This is a genomic window from Pseudomonas sp. PvP100 (genome assembly GCF_017833055.1).
Classification (GTDB): domain Bacteria; phylum Pseudomonadota; class Gammaproteobacteria; order Pseudomonadales; family Pseudomonadaceae; genus Aquipseudomonas; species Aquipseudomonas syringae.
Genome location: NZ_JAFIBO010000001.1, coordinates 2,057,165 through 2,080,119 on the forward strand (window position 1 = coordinate 2,057,165; position 22,955 = coordinate 2,080,119).

A 22,955-nucleotide genomic window follows, 5' to 3' on the forward strand; every position below is an offset into this window, starting at 1 on the left:
AGCCACTCCCCGAAGCTGCAACCCGTCAAGCATTGGAAATCGATATGCCCAGACTTTCTAACACGGGGTTATCGCCTCAACCCACTTCTCGACGTCGCTGGCTGATCGGCGCAGCGGCTGCAGCGCTTTTGGTGCTTTCGCTGGTTTTCTGGTGGTGGCGCATGCCCATCCAGACCGCTCCCGTGAAGCTGAGTCATACCTATGCGCAGGCGTTGGAGCAGGCACATGACGGCAAACCGGGTGCCGCGCGCGTGCTGTATCAACAACTGGCTCGTACTGACCTGTCTGACACGCAACGCATCAGCCTGCTCGCCGAACTGAACGACTATCCCAGCCCCCAGGCCCTCAAGTTGCTCGACGCTGCGTTGAGTAACCCGTCCGCTCAAGTGCGCGAAGCGGCCATCGATGTCAGCGTCAGGCTGGTCTCCAACAGCCAGCGCAGTCTGTTGCTCGGCCCGCTGCTGGATGACGCCGAACAATCCGTCAGGTTTCGCGCCACCAGCGCCCTGCTCGGCCTATCACCTGATGAGCTGGGCCTGTACTTTGCCGTTCTGCAGCAAAGTGCCGAGGCGTTTCAGGAGTCACTCAAGAGCCAGCCGCAAAGCGCACAAAACCAGCTGCAACTGGCCAGGCTGTATCTGCAGACTGGCGATCTGGAGCCCGCGCTCACGGCACTGCAGCGGGCAACCGCGCTGGACCCGGGCAATATCGAAGCAGCGCTGGCGCACATTGAATTACTGGACCGCAAGGGCCAGGCCGAGCAGGCGCGCGGCCTTTTCGCACAGTTGCTGGAGCACAACCCTGGCTCGTCCATGCTCCAGCACGCACTGGGCATGTGGCTGCTGAACCACGGCCAGGCGGAATTCGCCGTGCTCAGCCTGGCCAAGGCCACGGAACTGGCACCCGATAACAACGACTATCGCTATGACCTGGCGGTTGCACTGCACTCGTTGAACGAGCTCGAAGCGGCACAGCGCCAGTTGACCCAGATCGTTCAGAACCAGCCCGCAAATCGCAAGGCCAGGGTGCTGCTGATCCAGTACTGGAAAGAGAACGGTCAGTTGCAGAACGTGCAGATTCTGCTGGCCGAGCTCGAGCAGCAGAACCCGGATGACCCTGTGCTGCAACAGGGGTTGTAGGGTCAAAAACGCAACGTGGATACGGGCGAAAGGCCATCTTTGAGTGGTCCACGCGCCTTTCAGCACGTGGCCTTCAGACATTCCCTCCATTTCCTCATCCGACACTCCTTTTGCCTGTCGGATATTTCTTTTTCCAAGCCATTCACTCTCTCATGGCACGTTTTCCATCCGTGGCTAATATCGGAAATAACTTACAACGCCCCTCTGCCTACAACACGGACATCATCCCCTATATCCAACATCGTCTCCCTGCGCCATTTAACGAATTTGTGAAAGGCTATTTTCTAACTGGAAAAAAAAGTGCATCATTTGCGGGCGACTGAGTTATAAATACCCTCTATCTGCACAACGACAAGCCGCAAAGGCCAAGTTTCAGCATAGAAACCGCAGGTATCGGGCACCCTCGAGTGAGCGAATCGACCTATCAGTTTTGTCTCATCGCTTTATAGGGCTGACAACAGCCATTACATTGTTGGAGTATATTAATTGTCCAGACTTGCCGAGTTTCGAGCAGCAGAGAAAGCCCTTCAGGAACAGCTTGCACAGCTGGAATCGTTGAAGAATGACGCCGGATTGAAGAAGGAGATCGAATTCGAGCAAAAGCTCCAGGACCTGATGGGCACCTACGGTAAAAGCCTGCGTGACATCATCGCAATCCTTGACCCTTCGAGTGCAACCTCGCTGGTTGCACCCGCAGGGCCAAAGCGTCGCCGTGCACGCGTGGTCAAGGTTTACCAGAACCCGCATACCGGCGAGCTGATTGAAACCAAGGGCGGCAACCATCGCGGCCTCAAGGCATGGAAAGAGCAATACGGTGTAGACACTGTTGATTCATGGCTGCGTGCCTGATTGCAAGTTGTCACTTGAAGCCCTGCACTTGCAGGGCTTTTTTATCTTCGTCACTGCAGCTCTTCACCTGCGTACTGCAGGGCTGTGCTCAGGCGTCATCACACAGTACCTGTCGATCCGCAGCGGAAATTCATATACATGATTAGGTGGACTGCCCGGTTCGTATACTTCAATGCAGCGTGTAAATGCCGCGAGAATAATGACGTCAATAAATCCGGATTATGCGATTCAGCACACAGTTACAAACCTGAACAGTTCCTGAAGTGCGTAGAGTAATTATTCAGTTTGACCGCGTGATGAGATACATCACTATTTGTTTCTCAATGATTCGTCGCGCTGAAACGCATCGATTGCGCAACACAGCGCAGCTTCACACTTTTTTCACATGGACTCTCGGATGATGAAGACCGCTAAAGGAATAGCGCCCCATGCCCGCCTCGGCGGGCTTCTTTTTGTCTGCGAAAAGGCAGATCTCACTGCGTAACGTCCAGACGCAGACTCTCACGAATACGCAGTGCCTCATCCTTGTTGCTCGCATAACCGTCTGCCGATCCCGCGTAGGACAATGACCAGGCCAGATCCTTGCTGGCGGCCGCGACCAGTGTCTGGGTCAACACGTGCACACCATTCTGAGTAATGGTGCAGGTGGTTTCGAGCGCGGGCACCACGCTAAGCCGACTTTCACGGACATGCGTGCAGACGCTCTGCAACCCACTGCGGGCAAAATTGACCTGAACCGACTTACGCATTTCCAGCAGAACGCCCTGGACATTGACGTCATGTCCCGGCGCCAGCCGCGTTTGGGTGAGCTCCATGACCATCAGCGGATTTCCACTTTGATCGTTTTTCACCGCGCGCTGTCTGACCTGCACGGACGGTTGAACGGGCTCGCCCGACTCGGTCGGTATCGACTCGACCTCCCAGCCTGCGGGCCAGACGATCATTGCATCGGCGGCATGGACCTGAGCAGTGCCCAGCAGCAGGAACAGGCACAGGCTTGGCACGGAGCGTCGGTAGTGCGAAAGGATCATGATCGGGTCGCCAAAACGGTTGACCGGAAATTCTGAGCCTGTTGTCGGCATCGAGCAAGGCCGACGCGACGTTATACGCGCCGGGTTTGGCACTGCCTGCCCTGCCCCGTATCATTTGGCATTATTTGTACATTCTGTTGGAGACACATTGATGAGCTTGCACGAACTCAACACACTACCGGGCGTCACAGCCAATCCTGAAGCGGCCACCCGGCAGTTTGTGTTCAACCACACCATGCTGCGCGTCAAGGACATCACCAAATCGCTGGATTTCTATACCCGCGTACTGGGCTTCAGCCTGGTAGAGAAACGTGACTTCCCGGAAGCCGAATTCAGCCTGTACTTTCTGGCGCGGGTCGACAAGGCACAGATCCCGGAAGACGACGCTGCCCGCAACGAATGGATGAAGTCGATCCCCGGCATTCTGGAGCTGACCCACAACCACGGTACCGAAAGCGATGCCACCGCGTCGTACCACAACGGTAACAGCGACCCGCGCGGCTTTGGCCATATCTGCGTGTCGGTGCCGGACGTGAAGGTCGCCTGCGAGCGATTCGAAAGCCTGGGCGTCGACTTTCAGAAGCGCCTGTCCGATGGCCGCATGAACAGCCTGGCCTTTATCAAGGACCCGGACGGCTACTGGGTGGAGATCATCCAGCCAACGCCGCTCTGAGACCGCGGTGATCGCTCCGGCAAGGAGCGACCCGCATAGAAAGCAAAAAGCCCCGTGATCGCTCACGGGGCTTTTTGTTTACCGCTGTCCGATCAGGCCGGTGCGGAGGTACGGATCAGATGGTCAAAGGCGCTCAGGGAGGCCTTGGCACCTTCGCCCAGGGCAATGATGATCTGCTTGTACGGTGCGACCGTTACGTCACCAGCAGCGAAGATACCCGGCACCGAGGTTTCACCACGGGAATCGACCACGATCTCGCCACGCGGCGACAGCTCGATGGCACCTTTGAGCCATTCACTGTTGGGCAGCAGGCCGATCTGCACGAAGATACCTTCGAGCGGCACGGTGATCTCTTCGCCTGTAGTGCGGTTCTTGTAGCGCAGTCCGTTGACCTTCTGCTCATCACCGGTCACTTCAGTGGTTTGCGCGCTGGTGATCACAGTCACGTTCGGCAGGCTGTGCAACTTGCGCTGCAGCACCGCGTCGGCACGCAACTGCACGTCGAACTCCAGCAGTGTCACGTGCGACACGATACCCGCCAGGTCGATTGCAGCCTCGACGCCCGAGTTACCACCACCGATGACAGCGACTCGCTTGCCTTTGAACAGCGGGCCGTCGCAGTGCGGGCAATAAGCCACACCCTTGTTACGGTACTGCTGCTCGCCCGGCACGTTCATCTCCCTCCAGCGTGCGCCAGTGGCAAGGATCAGCGTCTTGGCCTTGAGGCTGGCACCGCTGGCAAACTTCACTTCGTGCAACTCGCCGGCTGCGCCAGGGATCAGCTTGTCGGCACGTTGCAGGTTCATGATGTCGACTTCGTACTGCTTGACGTGCTCTTCAAGCGCCACGGCCAGTTTCGGCCCCTCGGTATGCTGTACCGAGATGAAGTTCTCGATGGCCATGGTGTCCAGCACCTGACCGCCGAAACGCTCGGCGGCAACACCGGTGCGGATGCCTTTGCGGGCAGCGTAGACGGCCGCCGCAGAACCTGCGGGACCACCGCCTACGACCAGCACATCGAAGGCCTGCTTGGCGTTGAGTTTTTCCGCCTGACGCGCACCGGCGCCAGTGTCGATCTTGGCCAGAATCTCTTCCAGCCCCATGCGGCCCTGACCGAACAACTCACCGTTCAGATAGATGCTCGGCACCGACATGATCTTGCGATCGGTCACTTCGTCCTGGAACAGCGCACCGTCGATAGCGACGTGCTTGATACCAGGGTTCAACACTGCCATCAGGTTCAATGCCTGGACGACGTCCGGGCAGTTCTGGCAGGACTGCGAGAAATAGGTTTCGAAATGGAATTCGCCCTCAAGCGCGCGAACCTGTTCGATGGTTTCCGCACTGACCTTGGGTGGATAGCCGCCGACTTGCAGCAGCGCCAGGACCAGCGAGGTGAATTCGTGACCCATGGGGATACCGGCAAAACGCAGGCTGATATCGTGGCCAGGGCTGCTCAGCGAGAACGACGGAGTACGCGCGTCGGTACCGCTGTCATTCAGGGTAACGTCCTTGGAAACGCTGATCACATCATTGAGCAGTGCAAGCATTTCCTGAGACTTCGCGCCGTCATCAAGGGACGCGACGATCTCGATGGGGCGAGTAACCCGCTCCAGATAGGATTTCAACTGGGCTTTAAGATTGGCGTCCAACATGTGGCGGCTTCCTGTTTACAAAGGGTAGAAATAACAACGCCCAGGCGATTACCGCCCGGGCGTTTTTTGGGGCGATGCGGTTTACTTGCTCAAGAGCTCAACGCCCCTAGCCGATTCATGCGACTCAGATCTTGCCAACCAGGTCCAGGGACGGAGCCAGAGTAGCTTCGCCTTCTTTCCACTTGGCTGGGCAGACTTCGCCCGGGTGAGCGGCAACGTACTGAGCAGCCTTGATCTTGCGCAGCAGCTCGGAAGCGTCACGGCCAACACCGCCGTCGTTCAGCTCGACGATTTTGATCTGACCTTCAGGGTTGATCACGAAAGTACCGCGATCTGCCAGACCGGCTTCTTCGATCAGCACGTCGAAGTTGCGGGAGATGGTCAGGGTCGGGTCACCGATCATGGTGTACTGGATCTTGCCGATCGCTGGCGAAGTGTTGTGCCATGCAGCGTGGGCGAAGTGGGTGTCAGTCGAAACGCTGTAGATTTCAACGCCCAGCTTCTTGAACTCTTCGTAGTTGTCAGCCAGGTCTTCCAGCTCGGTCGGGCATACGAAGGTGAAGTCGGCCGGGTAGAAGAATACGACAGACCACTTGCCTTTGAAGTCAGCGTCCGAGACGTCAACGAAAGCGCCGTTCTTGAATGCGGTAGCCTTGAACGGTTTTACCTGGCTGTTGATGATAGGCATCGGTATATCTCCTGATGGGTTGGATGGGTTGTGAATTCGATGGAGTGAAGCTTACGCATGATCGATGACAATCGCTCATTGGCAAACCTGATGTCACTGATTGCTTTTCACTATGAAGGCAGCTTATTGATAGAAGAAACCTTCGGACCGCTCCCCGCCTCCGGTGGACTCAGGAACGGAGCGGCATCAATGTAGCGCATCGCCGACTTGATGTCCCTCCAGCCTACGTAGGACATCAGTGACTTGAGGTCCCAGCCGTTACTGTGCGCCCAACTGGCGAAGCCCCGGCGCAGCGAGTGGCTGGTGTAGTGCTCTGCGGCGATGCCTGCACGCTGGAGCGCCTGACGCAGCAACGGGATGACGCTGTTGGCGTGCAGCCCCTCCTCTTTAAGGTTACCCCAACGATCTACTGCCCGAAAGACCGGACCGCGTACCAGCGCGGCACAGTTGATCCACTCTATATAGGCTTGCACCGGGCACAGCCGCTGCAAGGCCGGGGTCTGGTAGGTCCTGCCGAGATTGTCGCGATCGCCTTTGCTGCGCGGCAGATAAAGGCTGATTCCCGAGTCGGCGATGGCCTTGACATCCTGTACTTGCAGGCGGCAAAGCTCGTCGCTGCGAAACCCGCGCCAGAATCCCAGCAGGATCAGCGCCGAATCACGTCGACCGCGCAACAGACGCGGCTGATCGTGTTGTGCGCTCGCTTCACGTATTTCAATCTCCAGCCAGGCGATGACTTTTTCCAGATCCTGCAACTGCAAAGGCTCGGCCTGCTTTTCCTGCGCCGGGTGCAGCGCGCGAATGCCCTTGATGACCTTGCGCACCATGGGTGCCTTGGTGGGATCGACAAAGCCCTGGCTGATATGCCACTGGGCCAGCGCTGACAAGCGCAACTTCAGGGTATTCACCGACAGCGTCCCGGCATGGCTCGCCAGGTAGCGCGCCACGCTTTCGCTGGTCGCCGGCAGAAACCCGCCCCATGTCACCTCGAAATGCTCGATTGCAGCCCGATAGCTGCGGCGCGTGTTGTCGCGGGTCGCCGCCTCGATATAGCGATCAACGTCGTTCATGGCTAAAACCTGCTGGGTGTACCGGTAAAGGTGCCGTAAAGGTAGCTGACAGCACCTGACACGGGATAATACGCCAATATCCCGTGTTAATTAATTCAAAAAATAGCTAATTATTTCAAAACAGATAGTATGTAATTACAGAGTACATACCACAGTACGAAATCGTAGGAGACAGCATGGCCCGCGGCGGTGTAAACAAGGCTTTAGTACAGAAAGCAAGGGCGTCCCTGCTGTCCAGAGGCGAAAACCCCAGCATCGATGCGGTACGTATCGAAATGGGTAATACAGGGTCGAAAACCACCATTCACCGCTATCTGAAGGAGCTCGAATCCACGCAAGCCCCGGCACCGGATATCAACGAGGAGTTGAGCGATCTGGTGGCTCATCTCGCCCAGCGGCTTCAGGAGCAAGCACAGGAACGTATCGATCAGGCGCACGATCAGTATCAGGCCGAGCGCGATATCCTCCAGCGGCGACTTGCGGCGACTCAGGAGCAGATCAGCCAACTGGAAAAACACGCACAGCAGCGCGCAGAGACACTGGAACAACAAGCTGCCGCCCTGCGCCACACGCAAGGCACACTGCAGGATGTGCAGACAGAACACGCCCGGTTGCTACAGGCCAATCAGGATCTGGAGGCCCGTCTGCACGACAAGGACGGGCAGATCCACTCTCTGGAAGAAAAGCACCAGCATGCCCGCGAGGCGCTGGAGCACTATCGCAACTCGATCAGAGAACAACGCGTACAGGAGCAACGACGCCACGAAAGCCAGGTTCAGCAGTTGCAAATGGAACTGCGACAGGCGCAGCAAGGCATGGCTATGCACCAGGAAAACATCACACAGCTCAATCGAGACAACGAAAGACTGCTGGCTGAAAATCGCACCACCCTGCGCGAACTGCACAGCCAGACCGACCAGTTGAAGCAAGCCAACACGCAGAATGTCGCCTTCGCAGAACAACAGCAGCACGCCCACACCCAATGCGCACTACTGGAAGAAAGGTTACGCAGCGCGCAGGACGAAAACGCCGCGCTCAAACAAGGCATGACCGATGCGCAGCAACAGAGCCGCATGCTGGAACTGCTGCTGACCAAGAAGGAAGCGGCACTGGAAAACCTGCAGATCAGGCTCGATCAGCCGGACAAACCCAAAGCCGCCAAGAAGAAGCCATCAGACCAGACATGACCTGAAGATTCAGGCAAGCGCGACCTCGCCGCACGGCAGATGCAAATCAACCCGCGTCCCCTGACCTTCAGTGCTGTCTATATGCACGTGCCCACCAGTCTGCCGGGTAAAGCCATAGACCATCGACAAACCCAGCCCGGTCCCCTGACCTACCGGCTTGGTGGTGAAAAACGGATCGAACACCTGATCGATGACATCCTGAGCAATGCCGCAGCCGTTATCTTCGACACTCAGCAGTACATAGTCGCCAGGCAGCAGACCGTCTTTTTGCGTCGCAAGCGTTAGCGAGCGACTGCGCACGCACAGCGTCCCTCCGACAGGCACAGCGTCGCGAGCGTTGATGACCAGATTCAACAGGGCATTTTCCAGTTGATGCTCATCAGTGCGTATCGCACTCAGCCCCTCCTCCAGTTCGATCTGCAGATGCGCATGAGCGCCGACCGTACCTCGCAACAACTCTTCCATCGAGCGGACCATGCAATTGACATCTACCACGGTGACATTGAGCGACTGCCGGCGGGCAAATGTCAGCAGCCTGCGGGTCAGTGCAGCAGCCCGGTTTGCCGAGCTTGCTGCGGCATCCAGGTAGCGCTCGACCTCACCGATCCGCCCGGCTTCCACACGCAGCCTGATCATGTCCAGTGCGCCAATCACGCCGGAAAGTACATTGTTGAAGTCATGGGCGATGCCCCCGGTCAACTGACCAATCGCATCCATTTTTTGCGCGTGACGCAAGACCTCTTCAGCCATCGCTCGCTCGGCAATTTCGGCCTGCAACAACTCATTGGTGGTTTTCAGCTCGCGCGTGCGCTCGGCGACGCGCAACTCAAGACTCTCGTTGAGTTCGCGTAACGCTTCTTCTGCATTGACCTGGGCGGTGATATCGGTGTGAGTACCCAGCCAGTGGGTGATGTGGCCCCGTGCATCGCGCAGGGGTAACGCGCGTGACAGGAACCAGTTGAATGCGCCGTCCTTGCCACGTATCGGGAAGGTATCTTCCCAGATCGAGCCGGTGGAAAAGCAGTATTGCAAACGCGCCATCACGCGCTCGCGATGTTCGGGATGCAGAACCGAGCGCCAACCCAAGGCAGTCATGGCCTCGAGCGAGGCGCCGGTGTACGCATACCAACGCTCGTTGTACCAGTGAACCTGCCCTCGGGGGCTGGCAGTCCAGGCCAGTTGACTCATGTTGTCAGCCAATGTCCTGAACTGACGCTCGCTTTCACGCAAGGCATCGATGTACTGCGCGACTTCGCGGTCCTGCTCAGCCGAATGCAATGGCATTCTGGCCGGCGGTTGTTCTCTATTCACGGGATCCATCCTCTTCAAGCTTTTACCCCAGAGCTCTTCCTGAACTCCGGGCGCTGCGTGACTTAACGTTTGACAGGCGTACGCATGGTGACGAACTCTTCTGCCGCAGTCGGGTGCACCCCAATAGTATCGTCGAATACCTGCTTGGTCGCGCCAGCCTTGATGGCAATGGCCAGGCTCTGGACGATTTCGCCAGCATCCGGCCCCACCATATGGCAGCCCAGCACGCGGTCGGTTTTAGCATCGACGACCAGCTTCATCAATGTGCGCTCCTGATCATCGGTCAGGGTCAGCTTCATCGGCCTGAAACGGCTTTCGAAAATCTGTACATCGTGACCGGCCTTGATTGCATCTTCTTCGGTCAGGCCGACCGTACCAATGTTAGGCAGACTGAAAACTGCCGTCGGGATGTGATTGTAGTCTACCGGGCGATACTGCTCGGGCTTGAAAAGTCGACGCGCGACCGCCATGCCTTCAGCCAGCGCGACAGGGGTCAGTTGCACACCCCCAATGACATCGCCGATGGCCAGGATGGAAGGCTCGCTGCTTTGGTAATGCTCATCGACTTTGATGTAACCGTGCTCATCCAGCTTGACGTCGACACTGTCCAGACCAAGATTGTCGAGCATCGGCCGACGCCCCGTCGCGTAGAACACGCAATCGGTCTCGAGTGTACCGCCGCCTTTCATGGACAACAGCAAACTGCCGTCAGCCTGCTTGTCGATGCGCTCGATATCGCTGTTGAAGCGAATCGTCATGTCGCGCTTGAGCAGCTCTTCGTGGAGATGGGTACGAACACTGCCATCAAAACCACGCAGAAACAGTTCGCGACGGTAGACCAGCGTGGTATCGGCGCCCAGTCCGTTGAAGATCGAAGCGAACTCCACGGCAATATAGCCACCGCCCACAACCACAACGCGCTTTGGCAGCGTCTTGAGGTGAAACGCCTCGTTGGACGTAATGGCATGCTCGCGCCCTGGCACCTCAGGCACCTGCGGCCAGCCGCCGGTGGCAATCAGAATACGCTCGACGCGATAAGTCTGGCCGTTGATTTCGACCTGCTGCGGCCCGACGATCTTTGCGTGGCCTTCGAGCAGGGTAACACCGCTGTCGACCAGCAATTTGCGATAGATGCCGTTGAGGCGACTGATCTCACTGTCCTTGTTGGCAATCAGCGTGGACCAGTCAAAACTGGCCTCACCCAATGACCAGCCAAACCCTTTGGCGTGGTCGAAATCTTCGGAAAAGTGCGCCCCGTATACCAGCAGCTTCTTGGGTACGCAGCCCACGTTGACGCAGGTCCCACCCAGATAGCGGCTTTCGGCCACAGCGACCTTCGCACCAAAACCGGCAGCAAAACGTGCCGCCCGAACGCCGCCTGAACCGGCGCCAATTACAAAAAAATCAAAATCAAAAGCCATCGATATCTCCTGAGCAGGGTCACAGCATAACCGCCTGACGGTCATTCAGAAATGAAAAAGCCACCCGAAGGTGGCGTTCTCACAGCAGCGTCATTCAAAAATCAATGAGCTTTGCCGGCTTTGTAGAAATGCTCGAAGCAGAAGTTTGTCGCCTCGATATAGCCTTCAGCGCCACCGCAGTCGAAACGCGTGCCCTTGAATTTATAGGCAAGCACGTTGCCTTCTGCAGCCTGCTTCATCAAGGCGTCGGTAATCTGGATCTCACCACCCTTGCCTGGCTCGGTCTGTTCGATTTTCTCGAAAATGTCCGGCGTCAGAATGTAGCGGCCGATAATCGCCAGGTTGGACGGTGCATCTTCAGGCTTCGGTTTTTCAACCATGTCGGTCACGCGGAACAGACCAGGCTTGATCTCTTCACCCGCGATCACGCCATACTTGTTGGTTTCCGACGGATCAACTTCCTGAATGGCGATGATCGAGCAGCCGTAGTGCTTATGCAGCTTGACCATCTGCGCCAGCACGCCGTCGCCTTCGAGGTTGACGCACAAGTCATCCGCCAGAACCACGGCGAACGCTTCGTTGCCGATCAGCGGGCGACCGCTGAGAATGGCGTGACCCAAGCCTTTCATTTCGGTCTGACGGGTGTAGGAAAAACTGCACTCATCGATCAGCTTGCGGATGCCGACCAGGTATTTCTCTTTGTCGGTGCCCTTGATCTGGTGCTCCAGCTCGTAACTGATGTCAAAGTGGTCTTCGAGCGAGCGCTTGCCGCGGCCGGTCACGATGGAAATTTCAGTCAAGCCAGCCGCGAGTGCTTCTTCAACACCGTATTGGATCAGTGGCTTGTTGACCACCGGCAGCATTTCCTTGGGCATGGCCTTGGTCGCTGGCAGGAAGCGAGTGCCGTAACCGGCTGCTGGGAACAAGCATTTCTTGATCATAAAAGTCCTTGGTAAGGGCTGTTGGTGTTAACGGCGCAGTCTAATGATGGGGCAGTCACCTTACAATGCTGCCTTTGGCCGTCCGATGCCATCATAGAGGAATACTCGTACAGATAGTTCCGCAGTTTCTGGATATTGCCTGTACACAAATGCCGCGCAGTTCACCCTCAAACTACCGTTAGACCCAGCGCAGCCCGCCTGGAATGGCCTTTGTCGACGGCTGCAGCCTTTACATCAGGGTTCGTGAATGGCCAGGCCGCGACAAACGAGAAGCCGGCAGTTTATGATGCAAAACATGGCGGAACGATGGCACCTGTTACCAGTCCAACGCTCGCATTTATTAATTCACTGGCCTTATCTCGAAGCGAAAAACATGATCAGAATTTTGTCCATTATTGCTGTGCTGGGCCTTACCGGCTGCGCGACCGCCTCCAATACTTACCTGAAAAACGGCAAACAGGGCTTGAGCATCGACTGCTCCGGCGAGGCAATGTCCTGGGCAAGCTGCTACGAAAAGGCGGACGCGTCCTGTGCAGGCACAGGCTATGAAATTGTCGGCACAGATGGTACCCCTCAGCCTGCCGAAAGCGACAAGACACTGGGCGTGGACGTTGGCAACTACAAAAGTCGCAGCGTGCTGGTGGTCTGCAAATAGTCGGGTCTGCCGCCCTGCCCACCACAGGCAGGGCCAGCTGACCGAGCCTGACCTATCAGCCTGAAATGCACGCTTCGGCAGCGTTCTGCACATCCCTGAAACGGATAGGCACATTGGAAAGTCGTTCGTAGACCTTGATCGTACTACCGCCCGAGCGGCTCTCGATATCGACCAATGCTGCGGGTGCCTTGCTGAGTTTCTGCGCGACGATGACCCGCAGGCCGTCATGACGAGGCTCGATCAGAGGCGGCTTGCGACTGCTGCTGATCTTGCCAGCGAAGCAATCAGCGTATTCCTGAGGATTCTTGCCCGACATCACGTTCATGGTGGGGGGTGTATGCTCAATGTCATTTACTGTGGCACAGCCAGTCATTGCCAGAGCCAGGACTACTACAGCAGCCAGTTTCATACAAAGCCTCCAAATAAAGGTCCTACGACAAGCCCTAGGGCAATTAAATCCCGGCTGAGGCATTTTTTCCCGGAAACACGGCAAATTAATGCTCACCGACGTCAAATTGCGGGCGTCGCATGCTATCGTTTTGATTTTTCAGAAAAACCCCCATTTCGGAGCCCGTCATGAAATTCGTACACCAGCGTGAGCATCTCAACGAGGACGACCTTGTCGTCATCGAGTGCTCTCAGACCTGCAATATTCGCCTGATGAACGATGCGAATTTTCGCAGCTTCAAAAATGGTGGTCGGCACACCTATCATGGCGGCGCGTTTGACAGATTTCCGGCCAAGATCGCCGCACCAAGCACCGGTTTCTGGAACATCACCATCGATACCGCAGGCCGCAAGGCAGATACCAACGCCGGACGCAAACTGCCCTTCACTCACAAGATCAAGATCGTCCGGCGCTCGACCACTCGCCTGGGATGATGCAAGGAGTCACCGTGAACAATCCAGTCCCGCGCACGACCAAATTCGCTGTCAGCTACAAGCTCAATGGCGAACGCCGCTTTGAATTCGCCCAATTGCAATCGGCATCCACCGAGGAAGCCGAGGCCGCCTTGAAAAAAATGCACGGCGAGAGCGACGACCTTATTACCGACGTCAAGGTCAGCAAGGCTCTCTGATACTCACCGGAGCTCGATCCGATCATGCAACGCAAAGGTGACACTCCCGCCACTCTGGACCTGTTCGCGGACCAGACGGCCCAGCCTCGAAACGATGAGCGGATCGGGCCTGGGTCATGGCTGTTCAGAGGCTTTGCGCTGAGCGCCATGCCGCAGCTGCTGTCCGCCCTTGAGGCAACACTGGGACTCTCCCCGTTCCGGCACATGAAGACCCCCAGCGGTCTGAGCATGTCGGCAGCGCTGAGCAGTTGCGGACAACTGGGCTGGATAACCGACCGTCACGGTTACCGATACAGCGCAACCGACCCACAAACAGGACAGGCCTGGCCGGCGATGCCGGACGTCTTCATGCAGCTGGCGCAGGATGCCGCACTGGCAGCAGGCTATGCCGGGTTCGTCCCTGACGCCTGCCTGATCAATCGCTATATTCCGGGCGCCAGGATGTCCCTGCATCAGGACCGGAACGAACACGACCATCGCTGGCCAGTGGTGTCGGTATCACTGGGCATACCGGCCATCTTCCAGTTCGGAGGCCAGCTGCGCAGCGACAAGACCCAACGCATCTCCCTGTTTCATGGGGACGTTGTGGTTTGGGGTGACGAGGACAGGTTGCGCTTCCACGGCATTTTGCCAATCAAGCAGGCCGAGCATCCGCAACTGGGTGAGCAACGAATCAACCTGACCTTTCGCAAGGCTGGCCGCGACAGCTGATCAGGCCTCTTCAAGCGCGCCGGAAGTCCTGGCCAGCGCCGGACATACCGCCCGGTGCAGGTTGAGTGCCGTATTGATGATGCCGATGTGGCTGAACGCCTGAGGGAAATTGCCCAGCATGCGCCCGCCCTTCGGATCGTACTGCTCGGCCAGCAGGCCGACGTCGTTGCACAGACCCACCAACCGTTCGAACAGCCGCGCGGCATCATCAGCCCGGCCCAGCAAGACATAGGCATCGGCCAGCCAGAACGAACAGACCAGAAACGTCCCTTCACGGCCGGCGACGCCATCGACACTGCGCTCGTTGTCGTAGCGCAGCAGCAGACCATCCTGCATCAGCGTGCGCTCGATCTGCGCGACAGTACCGATAACACGCGGATCTTCGGGCGCAAGAAAACCGGTCAGCACAATCTGCAGCAGGCTGGCGTCCACCTCTGTCGAGCCATAAGTCTGCACGAAGCTGCCAAGCTCGGCATCGAAACCGTGGCGACAGACATCGGCATGGATCTCGTCCGCCACCTTCCGATAATGCACTGCCAGCGCACGATCCTCATCGCTCTCGGCAGCCTGGGCAATCTGCGTGGCGTTACGGTCAAAGGCCACCCAGGCCATGACTTTCGAATGCGTAAAGTGGCGCGGCTCGGAGCGTATCTCCCAGATGCCCGCATCCGGCAGGTGCCAGATCTTCTCCAGATAAGGCATGACCACCTTGGAAATCGCCAGACTGCGCGGATGCTGCGTCATACCGCCGCGCAGTGCCTGAATCATCGCATCGGCCACTTCGCCGTAGACGTCCAGCTGAACCTGCGTTGCCGCACCGTTGCCTACACGCACCGGCAGCGAGTTCTCATAGCCACTCAGCCAGGGCAGCTCGTACTCCTGCAAACGTCGCTCGCCGCCTACGCCGTACATGATCTGGATCTGCTCCGGATTACCGGCAACCGAGCGCAACAGCCAGTCCCGCCAGGCCTGGGCTTCCTCGAAGTAACCCAGATTCATGAATGCCAGAAGGGTCATGGTGGCGTCACGCAACCAGCAATAGCGATAATCCCAATTGCGCTCGCCGCCCAACTGCTCGGGCAATGAGGTGGTCACGGCGGCAACGATGCCACCGGTGGGCGCATAAGTCATGGCTTTGAGCGTAATCAGCGAGCGCTTTACCTGCGCCGTCCACGGCCCGACGTCAGGGCAGCGATCAGAAAACTCGCGCCAGTAGGCTGCGGTGGTCTCCAAGGCCCGATCGGCATCGATCTGATCGAGCAAGGGTGCAAAGGATGCCTGATAGGCCAGTGTGAAGACCTTGCGCTCGCCTTCATCCACGTGAAAAAGGCTGGCGGTGTGATGATCCTGTGGGTGCAGGGCCACAGGGCTGCGCAAAACCAGCATTTCCGGCCCGGCGACTGCGGTCAGTGTATGAGCATCCTTTCGCTCGACCCAAGGGACGCTGCTGCCGTAATCGAAACGGATGGCGAGGTCCACAGCGAACTCGACCCGACCGGATAGCCCGACCACCATGCGCACCACGTGGCCGGAGGTCTTCATGGGCATGAAATCGATCAGCATCGCGCGACCGTCACGGGTTTCGAAAACCGTTTCGAGAATCAGGGTGCCGTCGCGATAACGGCGCTCGACAGCGGTAACCTCGGCGGTTGGCGCGATCTTCCAGCGGCCATGCTCATCACCGCCCAGCAGTGCGGCGAAACAGGCCGTCGAGTCGAAGCGGGGGAAACACAACCAGTCCAGCGAACCATCACGGGCGACCAGCGCCGCCGTCTCGCAGCTGCCCAGCAATGCGTAGTCTTCGATCAGTGCAGCCATTCAGAAATGCCCGTCGTGATGATGATTCGTTAACGTGGGTATGCAGCTCGATCAGACGTTCAGGATGTAACGCTCGATGGCGTTGGCCACTCCGTCCTGCTCATTGCTATCAGTAACATGATCAGCCTGTCCCTTGACTGTCTGCTCGCCCTGCCCCATGGCGATCGACAAGCCGGCCTTGTGGAACATTGCCACGTCGTTACCGCCGTCGCCTATGGCCGCCGTACGCGACAGGTCGACGCCCAGATAGTCCGCCAGCGCGACCAGAGCGGAACCCTTGTTGGCCTCCAGCGCAGTCACATCCAGATAGTATTTTTGCGAACGGGCCGCCAGCGCAAGCCCTTCGATCTGCGGGTTGAGGCGCGCCTCAAGGGTCTTGAGCAGCTCGAAATCACCGCTGGCCGCGACGATCTTGTCGACGCGATCCAGATACGGCTCGAAACTCTCGACCTGAACATAGTCATAGCCCAGCGCATCGAGCTCATGATCGACGTAAGCGGCGTCGGGATCGATCAGCAGCCACTGATCGTCGGCAAACACCCAGATGGCAACGTTCTGCCCGGCAAACAACTCCAGACAGATGCGAACGGCGCGCGGGTCAATGCGATGAGCCACCAGCAGGCTGCCATCGGGATGGGTGATGGTGCCGCCATTGAATGCCACGGTGGGCAGGTCGACATCCAGCGCCTCGATCACCTGACGCATGGCCCTCGGCGGCCGACTGCTGGCCAGCGTAAAGTGAACGCCGGCAATACGCAGACGCTTGATGGCGTCGATATTGGCTTGGCTAAGGCTGTGATCACGGCGCAGTAGCGTGCCGTCGATGTCAGACAACAGGAACTGTACAGGCAGTTCAGACATTCAATTCTCTCCATTCCCGACCATCACGACTCAGCAACTCTTCACCCGCTTGCGGGCCATCCTTGCCAGCTTCGTAAAGCTGCACTTGCGGCTGAGCGGCCCAAGCGTCGAGGAACGGCTGCACTGCACGCCAGCCGTTCTCGATGTTGTCGGCACGCTGAAAGAGCGTCTGATCACCGGTCAGGCAGTCATAAATGAGGGTTTCGTACCCCGTGGAGGGCTGCATCTCGAAGAAGTCCTTGTAGGCGAAGCCCAGCGCGATATCCTCCATTTTCAATTCCGGGCCCGGACGCTTGGCAAACAGGTCGAACCACATGCCTTCGTTGGGCTGGATCTGGATCCGCAGATAGTTGGGCTTGAGCCGGTCGACTTCGGTATCGCGGAACTGCGCATAAGGAGCAGGCTTGAAGCAGATGGCGATTTCCGTGCTGCGAGCGCTCATGCGCTTGCCGGTACGCAGGTAGAAAGGCACACCCACCCAGCGCCAGTTGTCGACCATGACCTTGAGCGCAACGTAAGTTTCGGTGTTGCTGTCCGGCTCCACGCGATCTTCCTGACGATAGCCGACGACCTCCTTGTCGCCCATCACGCCCTTGGCGTACTGACCACGCACCGAATTGGCCAGGGCTTCCTCCTGACTCCAGGGCCGGATCGCGCCGACCACTTTGGCCTTTTCACCGCGAACGGCATCGGCACCGAAAGCGGCAGGTGGCTCCATCGCCACCATCGCCAGCAGCTGGAACAGGTGATTGGGCACCATGTCGCGCAAGGCCCCGGTATGCTCGTAAAAGCTGCCACGGGTTTCCACGCCTACGGTTTCCGCAGCCGTGATCTGTACGTGATCGATGTAGTGATTGTTCCAGAACGACTCGAACAGGCCATTGGAAAAACGGCTGACCAGAATGTTCTGCACCGTCTCCTTGCCCAGGTAATGGTCGATCCGGTAAATCTGCTTCTCGCTCATGACCTTCAGCAGACAGCCGTTGAGCTCCACCGCACTGGCCAGATCGGAGCCGAACGGCTTTTCGATCACGACACGACGGAAGCCTTCTTCGGTTTCCTGCAGCAAACCTGACGAGCCCAGCCGCTGGGCAACCTCACTGAAAAATCGCGGCGCGGTGGCCAGATAGAACACCGCGTTTGCGGTACCGGTGCTCTCGATCTTGCTGGCGATGTCCTGATAGGTGGAATCGTCGAGGAAGTCGCCCTGCACATAACTGATGCGCTCGGCCAGCTTGCCCCAGAGCGCAGGATCGAGCGGATCCTTGCCGCCGCCGGCAACCTTGCCGGCGGCTTCATCACGAATGAAGTTCTCGAGCTTTTTCGCAAAGTCGGCATCGCTGATCGCATTGTGATCGACGCCGACGATATGCAACCCTTCATCCACCAGACCGTCGCGTGACAGGTTGTAAAGCGCCGGCATCAACAGGCGCTTGACCAGGTCCCCATGGGCACCGAACAGAAACAGGGTCGTGGGTGGGGCTACCTCGGCTTTTTGCTCGGCACTGCCACGCGACAGGCCCATTACTTGGGTTCCTTGTGGCCACCAAATCCAAAGCGCATGGCAGAGAGCATCTTGTCTGCGTACGAGCTTGTCTGGCGGGAACGGAATCGCGCAAACAGAGCGCTGGACAGCACAGGAACCGGAACCGCCTGCTCGATGGCCGCCTCGATGGTCCAGCGACCTTCGCCGCTGTCGGCAACCGAACCAGAGAACGCATCCAGATGCGGATCGGTGGCCAGGGCGTCGGCGGTCAGGTCCAGCAGCCAGGACGACACCACACTGCCACGACGCCAGACTTCGGCAATGTCAGCCGTGTTCAGGTCGAAACGCTGTTCAGGCGGCAGGAGTTCGGAGTTTTTCTGCTTGAGAAGATCAAAACCCTCGGCGAAGGCCTGCATCATTCCGTATTCGATGCCGTTATGGATCATCTTCACGAAATGCCCGGAGCCCGCAGGGCCGGAGTGGATATAACCACGTTCGGCGCGATCATCGGTCGAGGTGCGGTCACGGGTGCGCTCGATCGAGCCAAGACCCGGAGCCAGTGTCGCGAACAGCGGATCGAGGCGCTCGACAACGGCAGCCTCGCCTCCGATCATCATGCAGTAGCCGCGCTCGAGGCCCCAGACGCCGCCTGACGTGCCGACATCGACATAATGCAGGCCCTTCTCGGTCAGTTCCTGAGCGCGACGGATATCGTCCTTGTAGAAAGTGTTGCCGCCGTCGATGATCACGTCATCGGCGTCAAGCAACTCGCTGAGGGTCTGGATGGTGTCTTCGGTCGGCGCACCAGCCGGGAGCATTACCCAGACAGCACGGGGCTTGGCGAGCGTGCCGACCAGTTCCTTCAGATCTGCGACCGCAGTCGAACCGTCATTGGCCAGGGCGTTGCGCGATGCTTCATCACGGTCGTACACCACAGTCGTGTGACCATTCAGCATCAGGCGGCGTGCGATATTGCCGCCCATGCGGCCCAGTCCAATAATCCCAAGTTGCATGAAGGTGCTCCTTAAATCGTAAAAAGGTGCGTCGCTTGCCGTCCAGCGCATCGACAGATTGCGAGCATGCTGTTTAGTCAAGCGAGGCGGAACGTCGGTTCCCTTGCGAGAAGATGAAGACGCGAGCGCCCTCCTGTGGTGCATTTTGTCGCGATTAAGAGACATTCGCGACAATTAAAAATAAAAAAGTTCCAAAATCATGCAAAAGAAATCAAAATCGGTGCCGATAGAGAGGGTAAGCAGCGGCGCTCAGGGATTGAAAGTCATTGCCATGGACCTCTCTGAGGTTGAATCCGCCATTTGCGAGGTGAGCAATGGGCACTGTACTACCAGCAATTGCACCACAAACCCTGTATGTCACTATCCGTCGTGACGAACTGCGCACATTAAAAGAAGAGCGCGAGCAGTTGCAGAAAAAAGTGGCTCATTTGAGCTCGATACTGCAGCAATCGCAGTTATCCGCCCCTGGCAAGATGCTTCAGGCCTGACCGCAACTGTATCATTCTTCAAAACGCCTCAGGGCAAGCCCGATCATCTGGCTTGCCCACCTGACCTGCCCCCTGTTGATCCCCGCAGCCTGCTTGATCTTCCGAGCCGCCCGGTCTGCACCTGAACGATCAAAAAAGACCCTTGGCGAATAAGCTCTCTACAGCGCTTTCTGCCAGAACATGGCACGCCCCATTTCAGGGCTCAATTGATAATTGTCGAAACCGAGCTTTCTGTAAGCCCCTTGCGCAACCTCGTTGCCTTCCAGAACTTCAAGCGTCAGCTTGCAGCAGCCACGCTGGCGTGCAATTTCTTCGACCTTGAGCAACATTTTCTGACTGATACCGAGGCCACGATATTGTGAGAGCACCGCGACGTCATGAATATTGACCAACGGACGACAGGCAAAGGTTGAAAACCCCTCGAAGCAATTGACCAACCCCACCGGTTCACCCGATATGAATGCCAGCACGCTGAACGCATAGGGACGCTTTGCGAGTTCGATTGCCAACTGGCGACGGGTGTCGCTCGACAGAGGCCGCCCGGTCCCCATGGCATCCATCGCATATTCATTCAAAACGAACCCGATCGCATCCGCGTGCACAGGATTTGTATAGCTCGCTTGCAGTACCAGTACCTCGGGGGCTTCCATTTCCATCCTCGTCAATTCAATCAGAGTGATTCAGTGAAATCAGTCAAAGGGTGATGCCTCAGGCCAGTGTCAAGGCCGGGGCTTGTGGCCCGATTCTATCCTGCCCTGCGCCAAAATGTTCCAACGTAGATGTAAGGATTTTCTCGTCGCGCCCGCAGATTGACCAATACACGCACCCGGAAAAGGCGTTACGCACCATTGCTGCTCATCACAGCCGGCCCCCTACGGTATAAGTGATGAAAACCAAGTGTCTGGACGGGATTGTCCAACGATCCGACGACCGGTAACGGGCTCTCCGGACGCAGAAAAAAGCCTTGAAAAAGCGCAGCGACAACCCGGCTGCCACCTGCAGCCTGCCATCATGCGGGGCGTCGAAGCCTGTGCCAGACATTCGCAAATAAAAAAGTCGAAACTTCTCCAAAACCGCCGGGTCAGGTGATTAGAGCATCTATGCTATTGGCTGACATCCGGTAATGGCGACATCACACCGCTTTGTCACTATGCATGGTCAAAACGGGTATCGATCTTGCGTAGTGCACGTATGTGTACCCGGCCATAGGAAATGGCCAATAAAAATCAAGTGATGCACCAAGACTGTTTTAAGGGGAAAAATTGATGATTAGCGCCGCTGTGAAAACCCAGAAGGGAGAGAGTTTTAACCAGCCTGTCGGCGAGCTGACTCATCTGCCGGTGTTCTCTAACAAGAGCGTTCCTGTGTTGCAAATGCCAACGTCGACTGTTCAGCCTCAGCCGACCATGTCCCAGGTCAACAGACGCAAAGTGTTGTTCGTGACCTCCGAACTGGCCGATCTGGTGAAAACCGGTGGGCTGGGCGATGTGTCTGCCGCACTGCCGCGAGCCATGCGCCACCTGCATGACGTTCGCGTACTGATTCCAGGTTATCCGCAGGTCATCAACAGCGGTAATCCTATCCATATCATCAGCCAGTTGGGCGGGCATGCAGCGCTGCCGCCTTGCAAGGTCGGTCGTATGGACATGAAAGACGGTCTGGTGATCTACGTACTGATCTGCCCGGAGCTTTACGAGCGCGAAGGCACCCCTTACGCCGACAGCACTGGCCGCGACTGGTCCGATAACCATATTCGCTTCGCCCGTCTGGGCCTGGCAGCTGCCGAGTTCGCGGCTGGCGAAGTCAAGAGCCAGTGGTGCCCCGAGCTGGTTCATGCCCACGACTGGCCCGCCGGCCTGGCGCCTGCTTACATGCGCTGGCGCGGGCAGTCCACGCCAAGTATCTTCACTGTTCACAACCTCGCCTATCAAGGCACCGTAAGCACTGCCTCGAGCCGTGAGCTGGGCATCCCGGACTCCGCCATCACCCCTGAAGGCATGGAGTTTTACGGTCAGCTGTCGTTCATCAAGGCAGGCATGGCCTTCGCCAGCCACATCACCACCGTGAGCGCCACCTACGCTCGGGAAATCACCACCCCGGAGTTCGGCTGCGGCCTTGAGGGCTTTCTGCAAAGCAAGGCCAACAAGGGCCAGCTCAGCGGCATTCCCAACGGTATCGACGAAAGCTGGGATGCCGCCACCGACGAACATCTGATCTGCCACTTTGCGCCCAACGAATGGACGCGCAAGGAAATCAACGCTGACTACGTACGTGAACTGTTCGAGCTGGATGCCTCTACCGGGCCGCTGTTCGCCGTGGTGTCACGTCTCGTGTACCAGAAAGGCCTGGACCTGACGATCGGCGTTGCCGAACACATCGTCAATAATGGCGGGCAGATCGCAATCATCGGACGCGGTGAACCCGAAGAAGAAGATGCCATGCGCGAGCTGGCTGCACGCTTCCCCGGGCGTGTTGGCGTGCGCATTGGCTTTAACGAAACCGACGCACGACGCATGTTCGCCGGCAGCGATTTCCTGCTGATGCCGTCCCGCTATGAGCCATGCGGGCTGAGCCAGATGTATGCGCAACGCTTCGGCTCGCTGCCTGTCGCACGCAATACAGGTGGCTTGGCCGATACGATCGAAGATGGTGTCACTGGCTTTCTGTTCAATGAATCGACAGTCGAAAGTTACACCGAGGCCCTGAATCGCGCTCTCCAGGTCTTCGCCCATCCGGAGCTGCTCAACGCCATGCGCTGCCGTGCCATGGCGGCTCCCTTCAACTGGCATCAGGCAGTAGAGCCCTACGCAGATCTCTATCGCGATCTGTTGAAGAAAAACGTGAGTATTTCCAGCAACTACTAGGTTAAGGATTGAATG

23 protein-coding genes are annotated in these 22,955 nt (G+C 57.7%); 10 read left to right on the forward strand and 13 right to left on the reverse strand.

The window, feature by feature from the left end; all coding sequences use genetic code 11:
- Positions 1 to 44 precede the first annotated feature (44 nt).
- Both JOE39_RS08570 and JOE39_RS08575 read left to right on the forward strand, forming a co-directional pair.
- Positions 45 to 1,139 (forward strand): tetratricopeptide repeat protein, encoded by a 1,095-nt coding sequence (locus JOE39_RS08570; protein WP_161420953.1) that lies wholly within the window; start codon positions 45 to 47, stop codon positions 1,137 to 1,139.
- Between the two features lie 486 nt (positions 1,140 to 1,625).
- A complete protein-coding gene (locus JOE39_RS08575; RefSeq protein ID WP_002553302.1) occupies positions 1,626 to 1,988 on the forward strand; it encodes a histone-like nucleoid-structuring protein, MvaT/MvaU family in 363 nt (120 codons plus the stop codon).
- A 473-nt stretch (positions 1,989 to 2,461) separates the two neighbouring features.
- Here JOE39_RS08575 and JOE39_RS08580 read toward each other — a convergent pair whose 3' ends face one another.
- Complete coding sequence (locus JOE39_RS08580; RefSeq protein ID WP_003394814.1) at positions 2,462 to 3,070, reverse strand: DUF4946 domain-containing protein; 609 nt, start codon at positions 3,068 to 3,070, stop codon at positions 2,462 to 2,464.
- 100 nt (positions 3,071 to 3,170) lie between these two features.
- Here JOE39_RS08580 and gloA point away from each other — a divergent pair, with 100 nt between their 5' ends.
- Complete coding sequence (gloA, locus tag JOE39_RS08585) at positions 3,171 to 3,692, forward strand: lactoylglutathione lyase (RefSeq protein WP_017278557.1); 522 nt, start codon at positions 3,171 to 3,173, stop codon at positions 3,690 to 3,692.
- A 92-nt stretch (positions 3,693 to 3,784) separates the two neighbouring features.
- Here the strand turns inward: gloA and ahpF are convergent, their stop codons facing one another.
- From ahpF to JOE39_RS08600, 3 genes are all read right to left on the reverse strand, one after another.
- The gene (gene ahpF, locus JOE39_RS08590; protein ID WP_003315309.1) at positions 3,785 to 5,347 is read right to left on the reverse strand and encodes an alkyl hydroperoxide reductase subunit F; all 1,563 of its coding nucleotides are present in this window, start codon (positions 5,345 to 5,347) and stop codon (positions 3,785 to 3,787) included.
- A 124-nt stretch (positions 5,348 to 5,471) separates the two neighbouring features.
- Positions 5,472 to 6,035: an alkyl hydroperoxide reductase subunit C gene (gene ahpC / locus JOE39_RS08595; RefSeq protein ID WP_002553298.1), complete on the reverse strand. Its 564-nt coding sequence runs from the start codon at positions 6,033 to 6,035 to the stop codon at positions 5,472 to 5,474.
- 110 nt (positions 6,036 to 6,145) lie between these two features.
- Complete coding sequence (locus tag JOE39_RS08600; protein WP_003394810.1) at positions 6,146 to 7,105, reverse strand: site-specific integrase; 960 nt, start codon at positions 7,103 to 7,105, stop codon at positions 6,146 to 6,148.
- A 176-nt stretch (positions 7,106 to 7,281) separates the two neighbouring features.
- On the opposite strand from JOE39_RS08600, the gene JOE39_RS08605 reads away from it, so the two are divergent.
- A complete protein-coding gene (locus JOE39_RS08605; protein WP_057445337.1) occupies positions 7,282 to 8,292 on the forward strand; it encodes a DNA-binding protein in 1,011 nt (336 codons plus the stop codon).
- 9 nt (positions 8,293 to 8,301) lie between these two features.
- On the opposite strand, the gene JOE39_RS08610 is transcribed toward JOE39_RS08605, so the two are convergent.
- The 3 genes from JOE39_RS08610 to galU form a co-directional block, all read right to left on the reverse strand.
- Positions 8,302 to 9,576, reverse strand: a complete 1,275-nt coding sequence (locus JOE39_RS08610) for a PAS domain-containing hybrid sensor histidine kinase/response regulator (protein WP_050511493.1) — start codon at positions 9,574 to 9,576, stop codon at positions 8,302 to 8,304.
- 89 nt (positions 9,577 to 9,665) lie between these two features.
- Positions 9,666 to 11,024, reverse strand: coding sequence for a glutathione-disulfide reductase (gorA, locus tag JOE39_RS08615; RefSeq protein ID WP_210077466.1), 1,359 nt, complete (start codon positions 11,022 to 11,024; stop codon positions 9,666 to 9,668).
- A 101-nt stretch (positions 11,025 to 11,125) separates the two neighbouring features.
- Positions 11,126 to 11,965, reverse strand: a complete 840-nt coding sequence (gene galU / locus JOE39_RS08620) for a UTP--glucose-1-phosphate uridylyltransferase GalU (protein WP_003315315.1) — start codon at positions 11,963 to 11,965, stop codon at positions 11,126 to 11,128.
- A gap of 373 nt (positions 11,966 to 12,338) precedes the next feature.
- Between galU and JOE39_RS08625 the strand changes: the two genes are divergently transcribed.
- Positions 12,339 to 12,620 carry a hypothetical protein gene (locus JOE39_RS08625; RefSeq protein ID WP_003400694.1) on the forward strand — a complete coding sequence of 94 codons (282 nt, stop codon included), beginning with the start codon at positions 12,339 to 12,341 and terminating at the stop codon, positions 12,618 to 12,620.
- A gap of 55 nt (positions 12,621 to 12,675) precedes the next feature.
- Here JOE39_RS08625 and JOE39_RS08630 read toward each other — a convergent pair whose 3' ends face one another.
- Positions 12,676 to 13,029 carry a hypothetical protein gene (locus JOE39_RS08630; RefSeq protein ID WP_003315317.1) on the reverse strand — a complete coding sequence of 118 codons (354 nt, stop codon included), beginning with the start codon at positions 13,027 to 13,029 and terminating at the stop codon, positions 12,676 to 12,678.
- Positions 13,030 to 13,196: 167 nt separating this feature from the next.
- Between JOE39_RS08630 and JOE39_RS08635 the strand changes: the two genes are divergently transcribed.
- From JOE39_RS08635 to alkB, 3 genes are read left to right on the forward strand one after another with little or no spacing between them, the layout of a single operon-like run.
- Positions 13,197 to 13,502: a DUF1883 domain-containing protein gene (locus tag JOE39_RS08635; RefSeq protein ID WP_003315318.1), complete on the forward strand. Its 306-nt coding sequence runs from the start codon at positions 13,197 to 13,199 to the stop codon at positions 13,500 to 13,502.
- Positions 13,503 to 13,516: 14 nt separating this feature from the next.
- Positions 13,517 to 13,699, forward strand: a complete 183-nt coding sequence (locus JOE39_RS08640; RefSeq protein ID WP_003342120.1) for a hypothetical protein — start codon at positions 13,517 to 13,519, stop codon at positions 13,697 to 13,699.
- 24 nt (positions 13,700 to 13,723) lie between these two features.
- Positions 13,724 to 14,410 (forward strand): DNA oxidative demethylase AlkB, encoded by a 687-nt coding sequence (alkB, locus tag JOE39_RS08645; RefSeq protein WP_122219917.1) that lies wholly within the window; start codon positions 13,724 to 13,726, stop codon positions 14,408 to 14,410.
- Here alkB and JOE39_RS08650 read toward each other — a convergent pair whose 3' ends face one another.
- From JOE39_RS08650 to gnd, 4 genes are read right to left on the reverse strand one after another with little or no spacing between them, the layout of a single operon-like run.
- A complete protein-coding gene (locus JOE39_RS08650) occupies positions 14,411 to 16,228 on the reverse strand; it encodes a glycoside hydrolase family 15 protein (protein WP_122219916.1) in 1,818 nt (605 codons plus the stop codon).
- A gap of 51 nt (positions 16,229 to 16,279) precedes the next feature.
- Complete coding sequence (locus JOE39_RS08655; protein WP_003394793.1) at positions 16,280 to 17,089, reverse strand: Cof-type HAD-IIB family hydrolase; 810 nt, start codon at positions 17,087 to 17,089, stop codon at positions 16,280 to 16,282.
- Positions 17,082 to 18,614: a glucose-6-phosphate dehydrogenase gene (zwf, locus tag JOE39_RS08660; protein ID WP_003394792.1), complete on the reverse strand. Its 1,533-nt coding sequence runs from the start codon at positions 18,612 to 18,614 to the stop codon at positions 17,082 to 17,084. The genes JOE39_RS08655 and zwf overlap by 8 nt, the downstream gene beginning before the upstream one ends.
- Positions 18,614 to 19,639 carry a phosphogluconate dehydrogenase (NAD(+)-dependent, decarboxylating) gene (gnd, locus tag JOE39_RS08665; protein WP_074908386.1) on the reverse strand — a complete coding sequence of 342 codons (1,026 nt, stop codon included), beginning with the start codon at positions 19,637 to 19,639 and terminating at the stop codon, positions 18,614 to 18,616. Before gnd ends, zwf begins: the two co-directional genes overlap by 1 nt.
- A gap of 263 nt (positions 19,640 to 19,902) precedes the next feature.
- On the opposite strand from gnd, the gene JOE39_RS08670 reads away from it, so the two are divergent.
- Positions 19,903 to 20,076, forward strand: coding sequence for a DUF6026 family protein (locus JOE39_RS08670; protein WP_003315324.1), 174 nt, complete (start codon positions 19,903 to 19,905; stop codon positions 20,074 to 20,076).
- Between the two features lie 158 nt (positions 20,077 to 20,234).
- Here the strand turns inward: JOE39_RS08670 and JOE39_RS08675 are convergent, their stop codons facing one another.
- Entirely contained in the window at positions 20,235 to 20,726 is a 492-nt protein-coding gene (locus JOE39_RS08675; RefSeq protein WP_003315325.1) for a GNAT family N-acetyltransferase, read from the reverse strand.
- Positions 20,727 to 21,341: 615 nt separating this feature from the next.
- Here JOE39_RS08675 and glgA point away from each other — a divergent pair.
- Positions 21,342 to 22,940, forward strand: a complete 1,599-nt coding sequence (gene glgA, locus JOE39_RS08680; RefSeq protein WP_024650370.1) for a glycogen synthase GlgA — start codon at positions 21,342 to 21,344, stop codon at positions 22,938 to 22,940.
- The last annotated feature ends 15 nt before the right edge of the window (positions 22,941 to 22,955 follow it).

What these genes read in the sequence shown, in the direction of transcription:
- JOE39_RS08655 (WP_003394793.1), bottom strand. Translation starts at nt 17,089, where the DNA reads ATGTCTGAACTGCCTGTACAGTTCCTGTTGTCTGACATCGACGGCACG.
- JOE39_RS08630 (WP_003315317.1), bottom strand. Translation starts at nt 13,029, where the DNA reads ATGAAACTGGCTGCTGTAGTAGTCCTGGCTCTGGCAATGACTGGCTGT.
- gorA (WP_210077466.1), bottom strand. Translation starts at nt 11,024, where the DNA reads ATGGCTTTTGATTTTGATTTTTTTGTAATTGGCGCCGGTTCAGGCGGC.
- glgA (WP_024650370.1), top strand. Translation starts at nt 21,342, where the DNA reads ATGATTAGCGCCGCTGTGAAAACCCAGAAGGGAGAGAGTTTTAACCAG.
- galU (WP_003315315.1), bottom strand. Translation starts at nt 11,965, where the DNA reads ATGATCAAGAAATGCTTGTTCCCAGCAGCCGGTTACGGCACTCGCTTC.
- JOE39_RS08580 (WP_003394814.1), bottom strand. Translation starts at nt 3,070, where the DNA reads ATGCCGACAACAGGCTCAGAATTTCCGGTCAACCGTTTTGGCGACCCG.
- JOE39_RS08635 (WP_003315318.1), top strand. Translation starts at nt 13,197, where the DNA reads ATGAAATTCGTACACCAGCGTGAGCATCTCAACGAGGACGACCTTGTC.
- ahpF (WP_003315309.1), bottom strand. Translation starts at nt 5,347, where the DNA reads ATGTTGGACGCCAATCTTAAAGCCCAGTTGAAATCCTATCTGGAGCGG.
- JOE39_RS08675 (WP_003315325.1), bottom strand. Translation starts at nt 20,726, where the DNA reads ATGGAAGCCCCCGAGGTACTGGTACTGCAAGCGAGCTATACAAATCCT.
- gnd (WP_074908386.1), bottom strand. Translation starts at nt 19,639, where the DNA reads ATGCGCTGGACGGCAAGCGACGCACCTTTTTACGATTTAAGGAGCACC.
- zwf (WP_003394792.1), bottom strand. Translation starts at nt 18,614, where the DNA reads ATGGGCCTGTCGCGTGGCAGTGCCGAGCAAAAAGCCGAGGTAGCCCCA.
- JOE39_RS08650 (WP_122219916.1), bottom strand. Translation starts at nt 16,228, where the DNA reads ATGGCTGCACTGATCGAAGACTACGCATTGCTGGGCAGCTGCGAGACG.
- JOE39_RS08605 (WP_057445337.1), top strand. Translation starts at nt 7,282, where the DNA reads ATGGCCCGCGGCGGTGTAAACAAGGCTTTAGTACAGAAAGCAAGGGCG.
- JOE39_RS08600 (WP_003394810.1), bottom strand. Translation starts at nt 7,105, where the DNA reads ATGAACGACGTTGATCGCTATATCGAGGCGGCGACCCGCGACAACACG.
- alkB (WP_122219917.1), top strand. Translation starts at nt 13,724, where the DNA reads ATGCAACGCAAAGGTGACACTCCCGCCACTCTGGACCTGTTCGCGGAC.
- gloA (WP_017278557.1), top strand. Translation starts at nt 3,171, where the DNA reads ATGAGCTTGCACGAACTCAACACACTACCGGGCGTCACAGCCAATCCT.
- ahpC (WP_002553298.1), bottom strand. Translation starts at nt 6,035, where the DNA reads ATGCCTATCATCAACAGCCAGGTAAAACCGTTCAAGGCTACCGCATTC.
- JOE39_RS08670 (WP_003315324.1), top strand. Translation starts at nt 19,903, where the DNA reads ATGGGCACTGTACTACCAGCAATTGCACCACAAACCCTGTATGTCACT.
- JOE39_RS08625 (WP_003400694.1), top strand. Translation starts at nt 12,339, where the DNA reads ATGATCAGAATTTTGTCCATTATTGCTGTGCTGGGCCTTACCGGCTGC.
- JOE39_RS08610 (WP_050511493.1), bottom strand. Translation starts at nt 9,576, where the DNA reads ATGCCATTGCATTCGGCTGAGCAGGACCGCGAAGTCGCGCAGTACATC.
- JOE39_RS08570 (WP_161420953.1), top strand. Translation starts at nt 45, where the DNA reads ATGCCCAGACTTTCTAACACGGGGTTATCGCCTCAACCCACTTCTCGA.